Below are 18,861 nucleotides of genomic sequence, written 5' to 3'. Positions count from 1 at the left end.
ACTGCCGGAACAGTCGGTCGATGCGATTGCCTGGCGCGGTCACATCCGCTCCGGGGCGGTGACGCCGAGCAGGGCCAGGCCGTTGGCCAGCACCTGGCGAGTGGCGTTCACCAGCACCAGACGGGCGGCGTTGACCGGCGATACGGCTTCGTCGCCCAGCGGCAGCACCCGCAGGGCCTTGTTGGTCTGGAACGGGTGGTAGGCGCCGGCCAGTTCCTCCAGGTACCGCGCGATGCGGTGCGGTTCCCGCAGAGTCGCCGCACTCGCCACCACCCGCGGGAACTCACCGATGGTGCGGATGAGCGCGCCTTCGAACTCGGAGTCGAGAAGGGCGAAATCCGGTGTCACCGTGTCATATTCGAATTCGGCGGCATTGCGCGCGATGGACGCGGCACGGGCGTGCGCGTACTGCACGTAGTACACCGGGTTCACACTGTCCTGTTTGGCCCACAGGTCCAGGTCGATATCGATGCTCGAATTCACCGAACTGCGCACCAGCGAGTAGCGGGCGGCGTCGACGCCGATGGCCTCCACCAGATCGTCGAGCGTGACCACGGTGCCCGCCCGTTTACTCATCCGCACCGCCACTCCGTCGCGCAGCAGGTTCACCATCTGGCCAATGAGCACCTCGACGCTGTCGGGGTCGTCACCGAACGCGGCGGCCGCGGCCTTCAACCGGCCGATGTAGCCGTGATGGTCGGCGCCGAGCATATAGATGCACAGGTCGAAACCGCGCGACCGTTTGTCCTGCAGGTAGGCGATATCGCCGGCGATATAGGCTGCGTTCCCGTCGCTCTTGATGACCACGCGGTCCTGATCGTCACCGTACTCGGAGCTGGCGATCCACCAGGCGCCGTCCTTCGAATACAGGTCACCGGAATTCTTCAGCGTGTCCACCGCGCGTTCGACCGCCCCCGAGGCGAACAGCGAACTCTCGTTGAAATACACATCGAAATCGGTGCCGAACTCGTGCAACGTTTCCTTGATGTGCGCGAACATCAGTTCCACGCCCTCGGCGCGGAACAACTCCAGCCGCTTCTCCGGTTCGAGCTCGGCCGCGCCGGGATGGGCGGTGACGATCCGGTCGGCGATCTCGCCGATATAGGCGCCCGCGTACCCGTTATCCGGAGTCGGCGCGCCGGTGGCGGCGGCGACCAGCGATTCGGCGAACCGGGTGATCTGGGCGCCGTGATCGTTGAAGTAGTACTCGCGGGTGACGTCGGCGCCCTGCGCGGCCAGGATCCGGCCCAGCGCATCGCCCACCGCCGCCCAGCGGGTCCCGCCCAGATGCACCGGGCCGGTCGGGTTGGCGGAGACGAATTCCAGGTTGATCTTCGTACCGGCGAGCGCGGCACCGGTACCGTAGGCGGCCCCGGCCGCACGCACCTGCTCGAGCACCACGCCCTGGGCGGACGCGGCAACCCGGATATTGAGGAAGCCGGGCCCGGCGACCTCCGCGGCGGCGACGGCCTCGGTATCGCTCAGCGCCTCGGCGAGCCAGCCGGCCAGCTCCCGCGGGCTGGTCCCGGCCTTCTTCGCGACCTTCATCGCTACATTGGTGCTGTAGTCACCGTGCTCCGGATTCCGCGGACGCTCCACATCGACCGTATCGGGCAGCACCGCGGCATCCAGTCCACGTTCGGCGAGGACCTTCGCCGCGGTGGCGTGAAGGAGATCTGCAAGGTCGGCTGGAGTCACGAGTCTCTATCCTATGGTCCGAGTGGGTGCGCGCCGCGAGTGGGCACCGCAGCTCGGCACTGTTCATCGACGTGGAAAGACTGGGACCGGTATGCCGAACAGGACGAGCGCCAAATCGGCGAAGGCCGTGAAGGCGGCGGGCAAAGTCGCGGGTGCGCGCGCGGGCAGCAACAGGAACAAGGGCAAACCGCCGATCACGCAGCGAATCCCCTGGCTCACCGTCGGCGCGGTCGTGGTACTCGTCGGGCTGGTCGCGGCGCTGGCGGTGAACCTGGTGCCCAAGTATCAGGAGAAGGCCGCCCTGGAGAAGTTCACCCCCTCGGAGCAGCAGAAGGACCCCTCCGACCAGATCGAGGGTGTGGTGAAGAAGGAGTACCCGGCCGGTCTGCACGTCGACGCGACCAAGCGGGTGGCCTACGACCAGACCCCGCCGTTCGGCGGCCCGCACGACTCCTCCTGGGCCAACTGCATGGGCACCGTCTACGACAAGGCGCTGCGCGACGAGAACGCGGTGCATTCGCTCGAGCACGGCGCGGTGTGGATCACCTACAACCCGGACAAGGTCGACCAGGCCGGGATCGACACACTGAAGAAGAAGGTCGAGGGTGAGCAGTACATGCTCATGTCGCCGCACCCCGCCCAGGAAGCCCCCGTCTCGCTGCAGTCCTGGGGGCATCAGCTCACCGTGAACAGCGCCGACGACGAGCGGATCGGTCAGTTCATCACCGCGCTGCGGCTGAACAACTTCGCCTACCCCGAGGTCGGCGCGGACTGCGCGACGGTCGCCTTCGACACCCAGAACCCGCCGCCCTACGACCCGAGCGAACCGGGCCCCGACGCCGTGCCGATGGACGGTGCCGGCCTGCAGCCCGACCTGGGCGAACTCGGTGGGATGGGGATGCCCGGCGGCGGTCTCCCGGGCGGGCTGCCCGGTGGTATCCCGGCGATCCCGGGGATGCCCGGCACCCTGCCCGACCAGCAGGCACCCGGCACTGTGCCCGACCAGCAGGCACCCGGAGCCGGACAGTAATGCCGGAAACGGAAACCCCCGAGTCCGGGCGGCGGCCCGAGTCCGGGCTTCGCGCGCAGCTGCGCGGGCAGCGCACCCCGTTGCTGATCATCGCCGCCATCGCGCTGCTGGTGGTCGGATTCGGTGCGGGTGTGCTGCTGTCACCGGACGAGTCCGGCAGGCCCGCGCCGACTCCGGTCGATATCGGATTCGCGCAGGACATGTCGGCCCATCACACCCAGGCCGTGGAGATGTCGGGAATCGCACTGCTGGGTTCGGCCGATCCCGCGGTGCAGCGCCTCTCCTACGACATCCTGACCACCCAGCAGAGCCAGATCGGCCGGATGCAGGGGTGGTTACAGATGTGGGGCGCCCCCGCGCGCGGCACGGACGGCTACATGGGCTGGATGCACGACACCGGGCACGGTGACGACCAGCACAGCGGCGGTCACGACCACGGCTCCGGGGCACACGGGGCCGGGGCCGTGGCCGCGATGCCGGGTATGGCGAGCACCGAGGACATCCAGCGGCTGCGCGACGCGCGCGGCGCCGATCTCGATGTGCTGTTCCTGCAACTCATGCTGCGCCACCACCAGGGCGGGGTCCCGATGCTCGAATACGGCGCCGAACACGCCGAAACCGGCGAGATCGGCATCCTGGCCGGGCAGATGCTCGCCGCGCAGCAGGGTGAGGCCCGGCTCATCACCGATATGCTCGCCGCTCGCGGCGGCCGGCCACTACCCCTGAACTGAACCGCCACCACTCGTTTTGGCCGCATCGGCGATGATGCGATACGCTGTGGTCCGCCCGATCGACCGGTTGCCGGTCACACCGGGTGGATCCCCGCCCTCGTAGCTCAGGGGATAGAGCGTCTGCCTCCGGAGCAGAAGGCCGCAGGTTCGATTCCTGCCGAGGGCACGCACGAGGAAGGCCCCCGACCAGCTGGGTTCTGGTCGGGGGTCTTTCTCGTTTTCGGCCGGCCCGGATGTCACGAGTGGGTACGCCCCCCGCGCGAAGTATTCGCCGGCGCCGCCCGGCACAGCGTTCCGGGTACGCGGGTGAACCCCGAGCGGTGGCGCCGCCGACCTGCTCGGGCGACACCTCCGGTCAGCGGGCTTTCTCCACCGGGCACCGCCCGCCGCGGAGATCGATCGCCGGAGGGCGGCCGCTATCCGTTCCTCCGTCACCGGCCGGGGCGGATGCCGGGCATCATCCCGAACATCCCCTGCAGCATTTCCGAACCCCTCGGCCGGCGGCTAGTTGTTCGCGCGCCGGATCGAGCGCTGGACGAGACCTCGGATACCGGGGAGTTGAATGGCGCGCAGCATGAGATCCCCGGCCCAGACATGCGCACGAGTGGGTGGGACGAATCGGCCGATCCCTTTACGCGCGAGAGCTTGCCGCTTGCGGACCTCCGGACGCAGCGATTGCTCCCAGGAGTCGAGGGCGGCGGTGAGGTCGTCACCGTGGGCCGTGAGGGCGGTACCGAGCCGATCGGCGCCGTCGAGGGCCAGGGCCGCGCCGTAGCCGGCGAAGACCGTGACGCACCAGGCAGCATCACCCAGGAGTACGACCCGGCCGCTGCTCCACCGGTCGATGACGATCTGGCCGACCGAGTCGAAGTAGGCGTCGGTCGGGTCGGCGGCGAGTTGCCGAAGGGCTTCGGCCACTCCACGCCCCAGATCACCGAATGCCGCGGTGAGCGCCGGTACGGCGCCGCGAGCCAGCTCGGCCGCCGGGTCGGGGCTGCGGTAGGTGAAGAACGCCGAGGACCGGTGCGGGCCCAGGTTCATCACCGCGGCGGTACGCCGGGGCCCGAGGAAGGTCGTGCCGACCCCTTCGGCGACATGCTCGGGCACGGTAGCGAGCGGGAAGGCGCCCACCATATGGTTCAGCTCCACCAAATATTCGGATTCGGGGCCGAAGACCAGTTCACGGATCCGGGAGTGCACACCGTCGGCGCCGATGAGGAGATCGGCCCGCAGGCGGGTGCCGTCGCTCAGGACGACCTCGACGGCACCGGGATCCTGGGTCACCGCCCGCACCGTGGTGCCGAACCGGATATCGATGTGTCCGGCAACCGCGTCGTACAGCACCGATTCCAGGTCGCCGCGGAAGAGACTCAGCGCCCGCTCGCCCACCGCGGCCTGTGCGACGGCGGCGGGCACGGTGAACTTCTCCCGGCCGTCGGCGTGGACGAGTACCGAGGTGAAGAACCCGATATCGCGCGGAGTGAGCGCGGGCACGAGAGCGAGCCGCTCGGCGGCGTCGTATCCGGGTCCGTGCAGGTTCAGTAGATAGCCGCTGCTGCGCCGCGTGGCTGCGCGCTCGAGCACGACGACTTCCCAGCCGGCCCGGTGCATCCGCACTGCCGCGGCGAGCCCGGCGATACCGGCGCCCACCACCACCGCCCGTTTCGCCCCGCGACCGATGGGCTCGCACACTGTGTTTCGGTAATCGTCCATTGCCACTCCTGAAGGTCCGCCACTCGGCTGGTTCGTCAACTAGTAGTTGACGAACCAGCCTTCGTCAACCATGGGTTGACGCACGCGGTCAGGTCTCGGCCGATACCGGGGCGGCGGGCGGCCACAGCGGCGGCGATGTATTCGGTGGCCGAGCGGCCCTGCATGATCGCGCGGCCCACAGCCGCCCGGGCCGCGCGCCCGGTAGGGCACACCAGGTAGCGCAGGCAGGTGCGGACCGGATTCTCGTAGTCGTCGAAGGCGACCGCCGGCGCGAACGGGCACGACTCCGCCATGTTGTCCGGCCACGACCACGGGTCAATCCAATGAATTCGCCAAACGCGCGTGCAGATCCAGCAGTTCCGGGATCTGGGCGGCCGGTCGGCGGCCGAAACCGCATTCGGTCGCGATACCGAACTCGGGCACGAACTCGGCCGCGGCCTTGATGCGGCGGCGAGCACCATCGAAACCATCAGAGGCGTGCACCAAGCCCAGGAAGAGTGTCGTCTCCGGTGCTGTCGCCAGCCCCGCGAGCGGGGCGAAGTACGCAGCGTCCGTGCGCCCCTTCGGGACGGGCAGGTGGACCCAGTTCAGCCGACGCTTCAGCGCGGTAGCCAAACCGGAGGCCACATCCACCAGTTTCGAGGAATCGGCGGGTTCGACGAAATGCCGATGACCGAAATCGCCGTAGCAGAGGTGATAGCCCAGCTCCGCCCCGGCGGGAACCGCATCACCGAGACGGGAGAGCCGCTCGATCACGCCGCCCAGCCGGGCGGGATAGTCGTCGCCGAACCAACACGGAAAGACGCCTTCGAATAGGGCGAATTCGACGGGCGCGTCCCATTGGATCGCCAGATCCTCATGGGGAATCGCCGAGGTGATCTGATCCAATTCGGCCAGGATCGCCGCCTCGTAACGGATCTCCAGTTCTGCCTGAGGGCCCGCGACGAACGCGCCGATCACCGAGATCGGGGTCGGCAGGCTCACCTGGAATCGGACGCCGGGCCGGAGCACACCCTGCGCGCGGAGCTGTTCGAACACCTGCCATGATGCGCGCGCGGCCTGCGCATACCCGAGCGCGCCGAAATCGATTGTCGCTGCTTCGTTTCCCGGCGCCGGCTGCACCCGCTCGCTCGGACCGTACTCCGGGCTGGGCGGCGGCACGGTGACCAGGTTGGGGTGCGCTTGCAGCCTGGGCAGCTGCCACACCACGAAGTTATCGCGCTCTCCGGTCTCACCGTCGGGGATCCGGGTGATATGCCCGCCCAGACGGATAGCGACCTGAGTGAAGACCGCCGCGGCGTCGGAGAGCGGCACACTGCCGCAAAGATGGACACCGCGACCGGACATAACACTTACCTCCACCTATTTCGGATACCGCCGGAAGGAGTGTAGGGCGAGTCGGCGCCGTTGCGCGCGCGGATCACTCGGCCACGGTGACCTGCGGGGCCGGACAGCGACGCGGGACGTGTCGTAGTGTTCGGAGGATCCCCCGGGAACGGAGAAGAGTTTTGACCCAGCCACCGGCAGGCCCGCCCCCGAACGAGCCGCGGCCGCCCGAGAGCGCCCGGCCCACGCGGAAGCGGCGCCTCATCGTGGGCGCGGTAGTGGCCGCACTCGTGGTCGTCGCAGCCCTGGCCGCCGTGGTGGTGCCGACTCTGCAGGGACGCACCCCACTGTCCTCCGACGACCAGCAGATCGAGGCCTCGCTGCGCGAGTTCTACGGCACGCTCAGCGACGACGGTTTCGCGGCCGCCACCGGGTTGGCCTGCAAGGCCGATCGGGACGATTTCGATGCCATGTCGGATGCGGAGAAGTCCGAGGCCGAAAAGCTCGGATTCACCGTCGATATCGACTCGGTCGACAATATCGTCGTCACCGATGACCACGCGAAAGCCGAGATCAAGGGTAAGTTCAGCCTGTCGGCACCGGGCGGGGGCGACGACGAGCAGATGGACGACCGTTCCGAAGAGAGTCTCGTGAAAGAGGACGGTGAATGGCGGGTCTGCTCCTCCTCCGACAGCACACCGCAATGATCGATGGCGGATGCCGATGAGCTGCTGCGGACCTTCGCGCCGCACCGTACTGGGCGCGCTCGGCCTCGCGGCACTGCTGCCCGCCGCCGGACTCTCCGGTGCGGGCCGGGCGGCGGCGTCGCCCGGCCCGGTGCGGGCGACCGACCTGGAAGTCGTCACGGTAACCGATACCGTCGCCGTGCTCACCTGGACCAGCCGCGATCCTGGCAGCGCGCTCCCGGTGCCCACCGACGGCGAGCTACTGCTCGGCCCGGCGGACGGTTCCCGCCCGCTCCGTCCGGCCTGGGCTTCCGAGAGCCCCACCCCGTTCCATTACGCGCAGATCGACGGACTGGAACCGGGCCGCGCCTACCGATTCGAGGCACGATCGGCCGGGGTGCGGGCGACGCCCGCGCTCTCGGTCGCCACCGGCGCGCCCGGCACCCCGGAAGCCACCGCGACATTCAGCACCGCGGTACCGCCGCCGGGACGGCTACTGCGCACCCTGGCGCTCGCCAACGACGTCCACTACGGGGAGACCGTGAGCGGCCTGGTCGCGGGCGGGCTGCCACCCGGGGCACGCCAGGAACCGGGTCTGCCGCCCTATCCAAAGGTCATGTTCGACGCCGTGCTCGGCGATCTGCGCCGCCCCGACCGCGGCGCGGAACTACTGCTACTGGCCGGTGACCTGACCGCCGAGGCCACCCCCGCGCAGGTGCGCGCGGTGCGCGACCGGTTGGACCGCTGGGGCAGCGACGGTCAGGACTATCTCGCCGTACGCGGAAACCACGACCGCCCACACACCGGCGCGGAATACGCGGACTGCCCGGCCGTTCCCGGCGCCACAGACCATCGTGATTGCTGGAGCGAGGTATTCGGGCCCCGGCAACAGCCGGTCGAACACGAACTCGGCGGTCTGCGCATCCTCGGCTTGGACACCAGCGCACTGGACGGCGCGGGCGGGGTCCTCGAGGCCGCGCAGTTCGACCGGGTCACCGAACTGCTGCGCGCCGAACCCGACCGTCCCACACTGGTGTTCGGTCACCACCCGGTCACCGTGGAGTCCGGGCTCACCAATACGGCCGGTCCCGGTTTCGTACTGGACCGCGATACCGCGCTGCGGTTGCAGCGGTTGTACGTGGACGCGCCGGGGGTCTTCCTGCAACACAGCGGCCATAGCCACCGTAATCGCCGGACCCGGCCGGATACCGCCTGCGCGGTGGAATTCCTGGAGGTCGGCGCGATCAAGGAGTATCCCGGCGGGTACAGCCTGCTGCGGATCTACGAGGGCGGGTACACGGTGAACTTCTACAAGACCCGCACGTCGGAATCCCGGCGCTGGAGCGCACTGACCCGCACCGAGTACTTCGGCCTGCTTCCCGAGTACACACTCGGTACTTTCGCCGATCGCAATCACGTTGTACTGCGCGACTTCTCGGGACTCACCTGACGAACCGTGACCCGGATTCGGGCACGGTCCGGGCCGGAATCGGGAACGACTCCGGCCCGGCCGGCATACCGAGCGAGCGGCGGGAATCGAACCCGCGTGAACGGCTTTGCAGACCGTTGCCTGAACCACTCAGCCACGCCCGCGTGACCCGATGATCATGGCTCGCCATCACCGCACGGCACACAGTTGTGCTCAGCCGGATCGCAACCGGTGACAGTGCCCAGGACCGGCGGCGGCGCGGCCCGGCGCCGCGGGTGACACCCGCCACCGGGGAGAGCCCACGACGCGGTTCACCGGCGAGGTGCCGTGCAATGATCGAACACATGTCTCGCCCCCGCCCGCTACCCCTCGACCCGATCCAGGAGGCCCACCGTCAATGGGTCGGCCACGGATGGGGTGCGGTCGCCGACGGGATGGCCGCGGTGACCTCACTGGTGCGCGCCCAGCAGATCGTCATGGCGCGCGTCGACGAAGCGCTGCGCCCGACCGGCCTGACCTTCTCGCGCTACGAACTGCTGCAACTGCTGAACTTCAGCGCGACCGGCGCGCTGCCGATGGCGGTGGCCAGCGCCCGGCTGCAGGTGCACCCGACCAGTGTCACCAATTCGGTGGATCGACTGGAGGCGGCGGGGCTGGTGAACCGGGTACCGCATCCCAACGACCGGCGGGCCACGTTGATCGAGATCACCGCTGCCGGGCGGGCTATCGTCGCCGAGGCCACCGGTTATCTGAACGAACGCGTGTTCGCGCAGCCGGAACTGCCGCCCGACCGGTTGCGGACGCTGCTGCAGTTGCTCGCCGAGTTCCGGCACACCGCGGGAGACTTCGATACGGGCGAGGAACCGGCCCGCTGGGCCGAACCCTGACCGTATTGCGGCCCTCCGGCGCGAGGCCGGCAAACCCGGCCCCGAACAGGGCATATCGAATGATCGCCGGCGCCGGGTCCGCAGCGAACACATCACGGCCGGGCACCCGTTCGGCGAATTTCTCGGGGGTTCGGCTTGGCAACGACCGACCCGCGGCGCACCATAAGTTTATGGTGCTGGTTCTCGGGGTATCAGTAGGCGCCTCAGGTGCGCGTGCGGTGCTCACTCATTCGGATCAACCGCACCTGCCGCCGATAGATCGATGCCATATCCCCCGCCCGGCCCGCGCCTCGGTGGCCGAACCGGCGCTCATCGCGATCCGCCGGATGTACGGGGCCGCCGATCGGCGCGACGAGTACATCACCGGCACCGCCGTGACCTGCCACAACCGCGAGCAGGCCGAAGTGGTGGGCGATGCCCTCGGCACCGGCCGCGTCACCCTGGTGGACGAGCCGCTGGCGCAGTTGCGCTACCTCAGGTTCACCGAGAAACTGCCGACGACCGGGGTGGTCTCCCTGTTCGACCTGGGTTCCTCCGGTCTCACCCTCACCCAGATCGATTGCCGCACCGATACCGTGCTGGCCGGCGCCCACTGCCCGGGGCTGGGCGGCGACGCCTACAACGAAATGCTGTGCGAATGGCTGGACTCCGCGGGTGTGTACACCGATGAAACGGCGGCCCGGCGGTACCGGGAAGCACTGAGTAGCGCCCGCGTGGTGACCGCCGCCGACCCCGATACCGCCGAACGCGCGGTGATCACCCGTAGTGACCTCGCCGAACTCTGCGCGGGCGCGGTGCAGTCGGCTGCCGCGCTGGTGCACCGGGTGGCCGAGCAGACAGAGGCGGCACCGGACGCGGTGGCCCTCCTCGGCGGGTGCGCCCGCAATCCGGCCCTGCGCACCCGCCTGACCGAACTGCTGGACCTGCCGGTGGTGTGCGATTCCGAACCGGAGTACGTCTCGGCGCGCGGCGCGCTACTGTTCGCGGCCGAACGGCCCGCCACCGGTATCCGCACCGCGCATATCCGTGCGGGCGGGCAGGTGGTGTCGTTGGCCCCGTCCACTGTCGGGCGGCGCAAGGTCTATGCGGCCGCGGCGGTGACGATCGGGTTGGGCGCGACCGTGGCCGGGCTGCTCACGGCCCAGAACGGCGCCGCGCAACCCACCCGGAGCAATCACGTTCCCACCGACATCCTGGACGCGCCGCCCGCGCCCTGAATCGGGCCGGGCCGCGCACCGGAGGATCAGCGGTTGGTGAAGTTCGCGGGCCGCTTGTCCACGAACGCCGCCATGCCCTCGGACTGGTCCGCGGTCGCGAACAGCGAATGGAAGACGCGCCGCTCGAACCGCAGGCCCTCGGCCAGCGTGGTCTCGAAGGACCGGTTCACCGCTTCCTTGGCGATCATGGCCACCGGCAGCGACATCGACGCGATGGTGACGCCGACCTCCAGCGCGGTGTCCAGCAGTTCGGCGGCGGGCACGATCCGCGCCACCAGACCGGCGCGCTCGGCCTCCTCGGCATCCATATTGCGGCCGGTGAGCACCAGATCCATGGCCTTGGCCTTGCCGATGGCCCGGGTCAGCCGCTGCGAACCGCCGATACCCGGGATGACGCCGAGCTTGATCTCGGGCTGCCCGAATTCGGCGGTGTCGGCCGCGATCAGGATGTCGCAGATCATGGCGAGTTCACAGCCGCCGCCCAGCGCATACCCCGCGACCGCCGCGACGGTCGGCTTACGGAACTGGGCCAGCCGCTCCCAGCGGGCGAAATAGTCGTCCAGGAACATGTCCATGTACGACTTCGGCTGCATCTCCTTGATATCCGCGCCGGCGGCGAAGGCCCGCTCCGAACCGGTGATCACCACCGCGCCGATCTCGTCGTCACGTTCGACCTCGTCGAGCGCGGCGATCACATCGTCGAGGACCTGCGCGTTGAGCGCGTTCAGCGCCTTGGGCCGGTTCAGCGTGATGAGGGCGACCCCATCCTTGCGCTCCAGCAGAATCGTCTCGAAGTCGGTCACGGCGCATCCTCTGGTTCGAAAGGTCATGAACATCGGTGACGATACCGCGCGCCGGACGAGCGGTATCGACACGGCGCGAGGGCGCGGCACGACGGTTACGACGGTGTCTACGTCTCCACGGGGCCCGGCCCACGGCTGCGTTACCGACTCGCGGTGGTCGGTGAAACGTTGCCCTCCACCGGACCGGCTATTCGGCCGGACCGGTTCCGCCGCTGCGTTCGCGGACGTCGGTGATGATGGCAGAGAAATCCCGGTCGCCCGAGTTCTCGTTGAACTCACGATAGATCTCGGCGGCCAGTTGCCCGATCCGGCCCTCGACACCGTTGGCGCGCAACGCCTCCACCGCCAGACCCAGGTCCTTGTTCATCAACGCGGTGGCGAACCCCGGTGTGTAGTCGTTGTTCGCCGGGCTGGTCGGTACCGGGCCCGGAACCGGGCAATAGGTGGTGAGCGACCAACTCTGCCCCGAGGCCGTGGATACGACATCGAAGAACGCCTGATGGCTCAGACCCAGTTTCTCACCCAGCACCAGCGCTTCCGACAGGCCGATCATGGAGATGCCGAGGATCATGTTGTTGCAGATCTTGGCGGCCTGCCCGTTCCCGGCGGCACCGGTGTGCACCACCTTGGCACCCATCACCTCGAGCACCGGCAGCGCCTCGGCGAAATCGGTATCCGCACCGCCCACCATGAAGGTCAGCGTTCCGGCGGCCGCCCCGGAGACACCGCCGGAGACCGGCGCGTCCAGGGCCCGGTGCCCGGCCGCCGCGGCGGCAACGGCTGCGGCCCGGGCGTCGGCCACATCGATGGTCGAACAGTCGATGAACAACGTTCCCGGGTTCGCGGCCGGCAGCAGTTCGTCGTACACGGTGCGCACCAGCTTGCCGTTGGTGAGCATGGTGATCACGATGTCACGCCCGGTGGCCGCGGCCACACCGGAATCGACCAGCGCGACCCCGTCGGCGCGGGCCTGTTCCTGCGCCGCGGGCGAGGGGTCGAAAGCGTGTACGTCGTAGCCGGCCTTGACCAGGTTGGCCGCCATGGGGCCGCCCATATGGCCGAGGCCGAGGAAGCCGATCGTCTTGCTCATTGTTTGTCCTCCGGAATCGTCAAACCCAGTTCCCGCGCACCGAGTTCGGCGAAATATCTGTCGACCTGCGCGGTGGTCACATCGGACAGGGCGGCGGGCGACCACTGCGGGTTGCGGTCCTTGTCGACCACTTGGGCGCGGATGCCCTCGACCAGGTCGTGCGAGGCCAGCGAAGCGATCGACACCCGGTACTCCTCGTTCAGCACCGCCTCCAGGCTGCCGGTGCCCTTCGCCGAACGCAGCGACCGCAGGGTCACCTGCAGCGCGACCGGCGATTTGCCCAGTACGTCGGCGGCGGCCTTGTTCGCCTCCGGCGACTCGTGCGCCTGCAGGCGGGCCACGATCTCGGCGACGGTATCGGCGCTGTAGCAGGCATCGATCCAGTCGCGTTGCGCGAGCAGGGTCGATTCCGGGGCCTCGGCGGCGAATTTCGCGATGGCGATATCCGCGGCCTCGGTCTCCAGGGTGGTCAGCAGTGCCGGGATCCGGTCGGCCGGAACGTAGTAGTCCGCGAAACCGGTGGCGACGGCATCGCCGCCCCCGAGTCGCGCGGTGGTGAGCGCGATATGGGTGCCCAGTTCACCCGGTGCCCGGGACAGCAGGTAGGTGCCGCCGACATCGGGGATGAATCCGATCCCGACCTCCGGCATTCCGACCTTGGACCGTTCGGTGACAATGCGATGGCTGCCGTGCGCCGACAGGCCGACCCCGCCGCCCATCACGATCCCGTCCATCACCGCGACATACGGCTTCGGATAGCGGCCGATGAGCGCGTTGAGAATGTACTCGTCGCGCCAGAACCTCCCGGTCGCCGAATCCGCCGCCGCACCCACATGCCCCGCCGCCTGCTGTTCCTTGGCGTCGTGGTGGATGGCGACGATATCGCCGCCCGCGCACAGGCCCCGCTCACCGGCGCCGGTGAGGGCCACTGTCCGCACCGAATCGTCGCCTGCCCAGGCCCGCAACCGCTCGGTGATGGTAAGCGTCATCGCGTGGTTGAGTGCGTTGATGGCCTTGGGCCGGTTCAGGGTGATCAGGCCCAGGCCGCCGCGCTGTTCGACCAGGACTTCGGGTTCGTCGCTCATTCATTTCCTTTCGCGCTCGCCGCCGGGCGTCCGCCAATCACGGCACACCCGCCACGGACGCTGTCATCGACCGGGCGACGACCATCCGCATGATCTCGTTGGTGCCCTCCAGGATCTGGTGCACCCGCAGGTCGCGGACGATCTTCTCCAGGCCGTATTCGGCCAGGTAACCGTATCCACCGTGCAGTTGCAGCGCGGCGTTGGCGACCTCGAAACCGGCATCGGTGGCGAACCGTTTGGCCATGGCGCAGAGTTCGACCTTGTCCGGGGCATCCGCGTCCAGCGCCGCCGCGGCCCGCCACAGCAGGGTCCGGGCGGCTTCGAGTTCGGTCCGCATATCGGCCAGCTCGAACTGCAGTGCCTGATTGTTCAGCAGCGGAGCGCCGAACGCATTGCGCTCGGCCAGGTAGGGCACGGTTTTCTCGAGCGCTGCCTGCGCCCCGCCCACCGAGCACGCGGCGATATTGAGCCGCCCGCCGTTGAGCCCGTTCATGGCGATCCGGAACCCGTCGCCCTCGGCGCCGAGCCGGTTGGCCACCGGCACCCGCGCGTCGGTGAGGATCACCTGCCGGGTGGGCTGGGCGTTCCAACCCATCTTCTTCTCATTGGGCCCGACCTCGAGACCGGGGGTGTCGGCGGGGATCACCAGTGTCGAGATACCCCGGGCCCCGGTGTCCTGGGTACGGACCATCATCACGTAGAGGTCGTTGCTTCCCGCGCCCGAGATGAACTGCTTGGACCCGTTGACCACGTAGTCGTCACCGTCGCGTACCGCGCGGGTGGTGATGGCGGCGGCATCGGAACCCACGCCGGGTTCGGTGAGCGCGTAGCTGGCCAGCTGGTCCATGGCCGTCAACCCGGGCAGCCACTGCCGGCGCTGGTCGTCGTCGCCGTAGGCGTCGATCATCCAGGCCGCCATATTGTGGATCGAGATATAGGCCGCCACGGTGGGGCATCCGGTGGCGAGCTGTTCGAAGATCCGCACCGCGTCCAGCCGGTGCAGCCCGGATCCACCGAACTCCTCACTCACGTAGATGCCGCCGAGCCCGACCGCACCCGATTTCCGCAGCACATCCACCGGAAAGTGTTTGTTCTGGTCCCATTCCACGGCGTGCGGCGCCAGGTATTCATCGGCGAATTCCCGAGCGGTATCGCGGATGGCCCGCTCGTCTTCGTCGAGCGTGAACACGGCCGTCATTCCATCGTCGGGATGACGAAGCTGTTGCTCTCCTTCAATCCCGCCGGCCAGCGCTGGGTCACGGTCTTGGTCTTGGTGTAGAAGCGGATCGAATCTGGGCCGTGCTGGTTCAGATCGCCGAATCCGGACCGCTTCCAGCCGCCGAAGGTGTAGTACGCGATCGGCACCGGAATCGGGACATTGATACCGACCATGCCGACCTGTACACGGGCCGCGAAATCGCGGGCGGTGTCACCGTCGCGGGTGAAGATGGCCACGCCGTTGCCGTATTCGTGGTCGTTGGCCAGCCGCAGGCCTTCCTCGTAGTCCGCGGCGCGCACGACGCTGAGCACCGGACCGAAGATCTCCTCCTTGTAGATGGACATCTCCTTGCCGACCCGGTCGAACAGGGTCGCGCCGACGAAGTACCCGTTCTCGGCGCCCTCGACGGTGAGGTCTCGGCCATCGACCACCAGCTCGGCGCCCTCGTCGATGCCCTGCTGGATGTACTTCTTCACCCGGTCCACACCGTCGAGCCCGACCAGCGGCCCGTAGTCCGCGCCCGGATCATCGGATTTGCCGACATTGAGCTTGTGCACCCGCTCGGTGAGCTTTTCGACCAGCCGGTCCGCCGTCTCCTCGCCCACCGGCACGGCCACCGAGATCGCCATGCAGCGTTCACCGGCCGAACCATAGCCCGCGCCGATGAGCTGATCGGCGACATCATCGAGATCGGCGTCGGGCATGACGATGGCGTGGTTCTTGGCGCCGCCGAAGCACTGCGCGCGTTTCCCGTTCGCGGTGGCGGTCTCGTAGATGTACTGGGCGATCGGGGTGGATCCGACGAAGCCGACGGCCTTGATCCGGGGATCGTGCAGGATCGTGTCCACGGCCTCCTTGTCGCCGTTGACCACGTTGAACACGCCCTCGGGCAGCCCGGCTTCGAGGAACAGTTCGGCCAGCCGCAGCGGCACCGACGGGTCGCGTTCGGAGGGCTTGAGCACGAAGGAGTTACCGGTGGCCAGCGCGGGACCGGCCTTCCACAGCGGGATCATGGCCGGAAAGTTGAACGGGGTGATCCCGGCGACCACACCCAGCGGCTGGCGCATCGAGTAGACATCGATCCCGGTGCCCGCGCTCTCGGTGTACTCACCCTTGAGCAGGTGCGGGATACCGACGGCGAATTCGATGACCTCGAGGCCGCGCTGGATATCGCCCTTGGCGTCGGGGATGGTCTTGCCGTGCTCACTGGACAGCAGCGCGGCCAGCGCGTCGATCTCATCGTTGACCAGGGTCAAGAACTTCATCAGCACCCGGGCCCGGCGCTGCGGGTTGGTCGCGGCCCAGGCCGGCTGTGCGGCTTCGGCGTTCGCGATGACGGTCTCGACCTCGGCCCGGCTCGCCAGCGGCACCCGGGCCTGTACCTCGCCGATGTTCGGGTCGTAGACATCGCCGAACCGGCCGGAGGTGCCGGGGACGTGCTGCCCGCCGATGAAATGTGTGAGTTCTCGAACCATGCGATTTCCTGCCTCGTGTCGGGGGTGGCGGGCGCGGCGCTGCGGCCGTCCGTCACACGAAGGTCATTTTGCGGGCTTCCAATAGTTGGACGTCCAAGCAAAACGATACACGCGGCCCCAGACCGAAACCAGGGCCCGCGGCAAATGCCCCGCCCGGGCCCGCGAGTCCCCTCGTCCGCTCTGCTAACCGGCGGTTTTCGTGGACCTCGCCAGCAGGTAGCTGCCGATCCCCAGCACCACCGCGCCGATCACCAGAATCGCCCCGGACGCACCGGCCGACTCACCAGTCCAGTCCGCGACCGCCTCCACCGCCGCCATCGTCAGCGCGGCGGCGCCGCCCAGCACCAGCACCCAGGACCGGTCGGTGGCGTAGAGACCGAAGCACACCACCGCCACGACCGCGGTGAGCGCGTAGGCCGGCCACCTCCCGTCGAACGCGTCGACGGTCTGCGCCCCCGCCACCGCCAGGACCACACCCGCCAGATACCCGGCCCACACCTCGAGTACCACGCGGGTTCGGGTGAGACCGAGCCAGCCGACACCCAGCACCAGCACCCCGCCGCCGACCCAGCTGTCGTCGAGCTCGACGACCTCATCCAATACCCCCACGACCAACGCCACGCTGAACCCGGTGCACACCAGCAGACCGAGCAGTGACGGCAGCGCGGCATACCCGGCGGCCGCGGCCAGCAGACCCGCCCCCGCGGCCCAGACCCAGGTGGTGTCGCTGCCGGCAGCCCCGTTGTCGAAGATCGACGCCGCGGCCGCGGCCACACTCACCGCGGCCAGCACGAACAGGCACACCGCGAGCCGGGTCCGCGCGGTGTGCCCGATATCGGGTATCGACCGCCATGCCGTACGCAACAACACCGAAGGACCACCCGCGGTCGCCACACCGGCCACGATCAAACCGATAGCGACCAGCGCGAAAAGGGCGAAGCGGCCGAGTTTCGCCATATCGTCCCAGGATTCCACCAGGATCAGCACCAGACCGCTCAGCAGTAGCCCGGCACCGGCGTAGGCCGCGATCTCGGCCAGCAGCCGGGCCGGTGTGGGCCGTGGCCGTTCCTGCTTCAGCGCGGTGACCACCGCTGTCAGCTGGGTTTCGTCGAGCACACCCTGCTCGACCAGATCGCGCAGCGCGGCGGGCGCGCGCTCCGGTTCCGGCGCAACCGGGCCGCCGGCCGGGTGGGGCGCGACGGCCGGGGATTTATCCGTCACGACGCGGTCGGGAACCGCATCGGCTCCCGACACCGGCGCCCGCGGCGCCGAATCCTGTTCGGCCACAGACCCAGTATGACGCCGGATCCGCCGACTCGTCCGGCGCGAGCCGATCCATGCCACCGGGCCCTGGTCACGCGCTAGGCTCGGCGCTCGGACCGCAGACGATCGCAGGAGGTGCCGGAGCGCAATGGACATCGGCGAGATCCGGATCATCGACGCACACATCCACCAGTGGGACCCGTTCATCACCGCCCGCGAGTTCAGCCGTACAGCGAAACTGCTCCGTGCCGTCCCGCTCCCGCTCCCGCTCGCGGTACGTCTCGCGCCGCAAAAGGACCGGGAGTTCATCGGCGAACCCTCGGCCTATCTGGCGCCGTACCTGCCCGCCGACTATCGGGCCGATGCCGGTGACCTGCCGGTCGAATCGGTGGTGCACATCGAGGTCGAGTGGACCGGACCCAAGGTCGAGGAAACCCGCTGGGTCACCGCCCTGCCGTTCGGGGTGGACACCCCCGCGCTCGCCGCCGTGAGCGCGAGCGGATTCCCCGGCAGCCCCGGGTTCGCCGAACTGCTCGACGCGCATATATCCGCCTCGTCCCTGGTTCGCGGAGTACGCAGTATGGTCGCTCACCACCCGGACACCGGCATCCGCAGTTTCACCACCGACCCGGGCGCCCTGCGCAGCAACGAGTTCCTGGACGGTTTCGCCGCGCTGGTCGACCGTGATCTGGTCTTCGAGGCCTGGGTGTACTCGAACCAGCTGCCGGAGCTGACGGCAGTGGCCCGACGCTACCCCGAAGCGAAGATCGTGCTGAACCACCTCGGCACGCCGGCGGGGATCTTCGGGCCGATCGGCAAGTACACCGGCAACGACGCCCGGCAACGCGCCGCGATCTTCGAACGCTGGCGCGCCGATATCACCGCGCTGGCCGAATTCCCGAATGTGCTGGCCAAGGTCAGCGGTCTGATGATGCCGATCCTGGGTCACCCGGTGCCCCGGCCCGGCCATCCGACACCGGTGGCCCGCCTGACCGACCGGATCGGTCCGCTACTGCGGCACGCGGTCGATGTCTTCGGCGCCGAACGCCTCGTCTGGGGATCGAACTTCCCGGTCGACCGGCCGATCACCTCGATCACCGGCAGCGCCGAGGCGGTGGCGACGGTGCTGGCCGAACATCTCGGTGGCACGGAATTCCTGGAGAAGGTGTTCCGCGCCAATGCCCAGCGGGTGTACCGGCTGGCGTGACT

17 protein-coding genes and 2 tRNA genes are annotated in these 18,861 nt (G+C 68.7%); 8 read left to right on the top strand and 11 right to left on the bottom strand.

Annotated elements, in window-relative coordinates:
• Positions 1-39: 39 nt before the first annotated feature.
• Positions 40-1,698, bottom strand: a complete 1,659-nt coding sequence (gene argS, locus NGR01S_RS09740; protein ID WP_063035843.1) for an arginine--tRNA ligase — start codon at positions 1,696-1,698, stop codon at positions 40-42.
• Positions 1,699-1,789: 91 nt separating this feature from the next.
• Between argS and NGR01S_RS09735 the strand changes: the two genes are divergently transcribed.
• From NGR01S_RS09735 to NGR01S_RS09725, 3 genes are all read left to right on the top strand, one after another.
• Positions 1,790-2,728 (top strand): thioredoxin-like domain-containing protein, encoded by a 939-nt coding sequence (locus tag NGR01S_RS09735; protein WP_063035842.1) that lies wholly within the window; start codon positions 1,790-1,792, stop codon positions 2,726-2,728.
• Positions 2,728-3,459, top strand: coding sequence for a DUF305 domain-containing protein (locus NGR01S_RS09730; protein ID WP_084480598.1), 732 nt, complete (start codon positions 2,728-2,730; stop codon positions 3,457-3,459). The genes NGR01S_RS09735 and NGR01S_RS09730 overlap by 1 nt, the downstream gene beginning before the upstream one ends.
• 93 nt (positions 3,460-3,552) lie before the next feature.
• Positions 3,553-3,625 (top strand) — tRNA-Arg (locus NGR01S_RS09725).
• Between the two features lie 338 nt (positions 3,626-3,963).
• On the opposite strand, the gene NGR01S_RS09720 is transcribed toward NGR01S_RS09725, so the two are convergent.
• From NGR01S_RS09720 to NGR01S_RS09710, 3 genes are read right to left on the bottom strand one after another with little or no spacing between them, the layout of a single operon-like run.
• A complete protein-coding gene (locus tag NGR01S_RS09720) occupies positions 3,964-5,172 on the bottom strand; it encodes an FAD-dependent oxidoreductase (protein WP_063035841.1) in 1,209 nt (402 codons plus the stop codon).
• A gap of 35 nt (positions 5,173-5,207) precedes the next feature.
• A complete protein-coding gene (locus NGR01S_RS09715; RefSeq protein WP_063035840.1) occupies positions 5,208-5,465 on the bottom strand; it encodes a hypothetical protein in 258 nt (85 codons plus the stop codon).
• Between the two features lie 22 nt (positions 5,466-5,487).
• The gene (locus NGR01S_RS09710) at positions 5,488-6,519 is read right to left on the bottom strand and encodes a hypothetical protein (protein ID WP_063035839.1); all 1,032 of its coding nucleotides are present in this window, start codon (positions 6,517-6,519) and stop codon (positions 5,488-5,490) included.
• Between the two features lie 161 nt (positions 6,520-6,680).
• Between NGR01S_RS09710 and NGR01S_RS09705 the strand changes: the two genes are divergently transcribed.
• Both NGR01S_RS09705 and NGR01S_RS09700 read left to right on the top strand, forming a co-directional pair.
• Positions 6,681-7,205 carry an Rv0361 family membrane protein gene (locus NGR01S_RS09705; protein WP_157107184.1) on the top strand — a complete coding sequence of 175 codons (525 nt, stop codon included), beginning with the start codon at positions 6,681-6,683 and terminating at the stop codon, positions 7,203-7,205.
• 16 nt (positions 7,206-7,221) lie between these two features.
• On the top strand, positions 7,222-8,634 hold the full coding sequence (locus tag NGR01S_RS09700) for a metallophosphoesterase family protein (RefSeq protein WP_063035837.1): 1,413 nt from the start codon (positions 7,222-7,224) through the stop codon (positions 8,632-8,634).
• A gap of 71 nt (positions 8,635-8,705) precedes the next feature.
• On the opposite strand, the gene NGR01S_RS09695 is transcribed toward NGR01S_RS09700, so the two are convergent.
• A tRNA-Cys gene (locus NGR01S_RS09695) sits at positions 8,706-8,777 on the bottom strand.
• Positions 8,778-8,957: 180 nt separating this feature from the next.
• Between NGR01S_RS09695 and NGR01S_RS09690 the strand changes: the two genes are divergently transcribed.
• A complete protein-coding gene (locus NGR01S_RS09690) occupies positions 8,958-9,500 on the top strand; it encodes a MarR family winged helix-turn-helix transcriptional regulator (RefSeq protein ID WP_063035880.1) in 543 nt (180 codons plus the stop codon).
• 218 nt (positions 9,501-9,718) lie between these two features.
• Positions 9,719-10,717, top strand: coding sequence for an Hsp70 family protein (locus NGR01S_RS09685; RefSeq protein ID WP_157107183.1), 999 nt, complete (start codon positions 9,719-9,721; stop codon positions 10,715-10,717).
• Between the two features lie 26 nt (positions 10,718-10,743).
• On the opposite strand, the gene NGR01S_RS09680 is transcribed toward NGR01S_RS09685, so the two are convergent.
• The 6 genes from NGR01S_RS09680 to NGR01S_RS09655 all read right to left on the bottom strand — a co-directional run bounded on the left by NGR01S_RS09680 (position 10,744) and on the right by NGR01S_RS09655 (position 17,676).
• Positions 10,744-11,520, bottom strand: coding sequence for an enoyl-CoA hydratase (locus NGR01S_RS09680; RefSeq protein WP_063035835.1), 777 nt, complete (start codon positions 11,518-11,520; stop codon positions 10,744-10,746).
• A 187-nt stretch (positions 11,521-11,707) separates the two neighbouring features.
• Positions 11,708-12,610, bottom strand: coding sequence for a 3-hydroxyisobutyrate dehydrogenase (gene mmsB, locus NGR01S_RS09675; protein ID WP_063035834.1), 903 nt, complete (start codon positions 12,608-12,610; stop codon positions 11,708-11,710).
• Positions 12,607-13,695 carry an enoyl-CoA hydratase/isomerase family protein gene (locus NGR01S_RS09670; RefSeq protein ID WP_063035833.1) on the bottom strand — a complete coding sequence of 363 codons (1,089 nt, stop codon included), beginning with the start codon at positions 13,693-13,695 and terminating at the stop codon, positions 12,607-12,609. The genes mmsB and NGR01S_RS09670 overlap by 4 nt, the downstream gene beginning before the upstream one ends.
• 37 nt (positions 13,696-13,732) lie before the next feature.
• Positions 13,733-14,884: an acyl-CoA dehydrogenase family protein gene (locus NGR01S_RS09665; protein WP_063035879.1), complete on the bottom strand. Its 1,152-nt coding sequence runs from the start codon at positions 14,882-14,884 to the stop codon at positions 13,733-13,735.
• Between the two features lie 5 nt (positions 14,885-14,889).
• Positions 14,890-16,389, bottom strand: a complete 1,500-nt coding sequence (locus tag NGR01S_RS09660) for a CoA-acylating methylmalonate-semialdehyde dehydrogenase (protein WP_063035832.1) — start codon at positions 16,387-16,389, stop codon at positions 14,890-14,892.
• A gap of 183 nt (positions 16,390-16,572) precedes the next feature.
• Positions 16,573-17,676, bottom strand: coding sequence for a DUF2157 domain-containing protein (locus NGR01S_RS09655; protein ID WP_063035831.1), 1,104 nt, complete (start codon positions 17,674-17,676; stop codon positions 16,573-16,575).
• A gap of 124 nt (positions 17,677-17,800) precedes the next feature.
• On the opposite strand from NGR01S_RS09655, the gene NGR01S_RS09650 reads away from it, so the two are divergent.
• A complete protein-coding gene (locus tag NGR01S_RS09650; RefSeq protein ID WP_063035830.1) occupies positions 17,801-18,859 on the top strand; it encodes an amidohydrolase family protein in 1,059 nt (352 codons plus the stop codon).
• Positions 18,860-18,861: the final 2 nt, after the last annotated feature.

The sequence above is a fragment of the Nocardia grenadensis NBRC 108939 genome (genome assembly GCF_001613445.1).
GTDB lineage: Bacteria > Actinomycetota > Actinomycetes > Mycobacteriales > Mycobacteriaceae > Nocardia > Nocardia grenadensis.
This window is presented reverse-complemented; position numbering and strand designations above follow the sequence as displayed.

Coding starts and splice junctions, on each gene's coding strand:
- NGR01S_RS09730 (WP_084480598.1), top strand. CDS start 2,728: ATGCCGGAAACGGAAACCCCCGAGTCCGGGCGGCGGCCCGAGTCCGGG.
- mmsB (WP_063035834.1), bottom strand. CDS start 12,610: ATGAGCAAGACGATCGGCTTCCTCGGCCTCGGCCATATGGGCGGCCCC.
- NGR01S_RS09670 (WP_063035833.1), bottom strand. CDS start 13,695: ATGAGCGACGAACCCGAAGTCCTGGTCGAACAGCGCGGCGGCCTGGGC.
- NGR01S_RS09690 (WP_063035880.1), top strand. CDS start 8,958: ATGTCTCGCCCCCGCCCGCTACCCCTCGACCCGATCCAGGAGGCCCAC.
- NGR01S_RS09660 (WP_063035832.1), bottom strand. CDS start 16,389: ATGGTTCGAGAACTCACACATTTCATCGGCGGGCAGCACGTCCCCGGC.
- NGR01S_RS09650 (WP_063035830.1), top strand. CDS start 17,801: ATGGACATCGGCGAGATCCGGATCATCGACGCACACATCCACCAGTGG.
- NGR01S_RS09720 (WP_063035841.1), bottom strand. CDS start 5,172: ATGGACGATTACCGAAACACAGTGTGCGAGCCCATCGGTCGCGGGGCG.
- NGR01S_RS09735 (WP_063035842.1), top strand. CDS start 1,790: ATGCCGAACAGGACGAGCGCCAAATCGGCGAAGGCCGTGAAGGCGGCG.
- NGR01S_RS09715 (WP_063035840.1), bottom strand. CDS start 5,465: ATGGCGGAGTCGTGCCCGTTCGCGCCGGCGGTCGCCTTCGACGACTAC.
- NGR01S_RS09700 (WP_063035837.1), top strand. CDS start 7,222: ATGAGCTGCTGCGGACCTTCGCGCCGCACCGTACTGGGCGCGCTCGGC.
- NGR01S_RS09710 (WP_063035839.1), bottom strand. CDS start 6,519: ATGTCCGGTCGCGGTGTCCATCTTTGCGGCAGTGTGCCGCTCTCCGAC.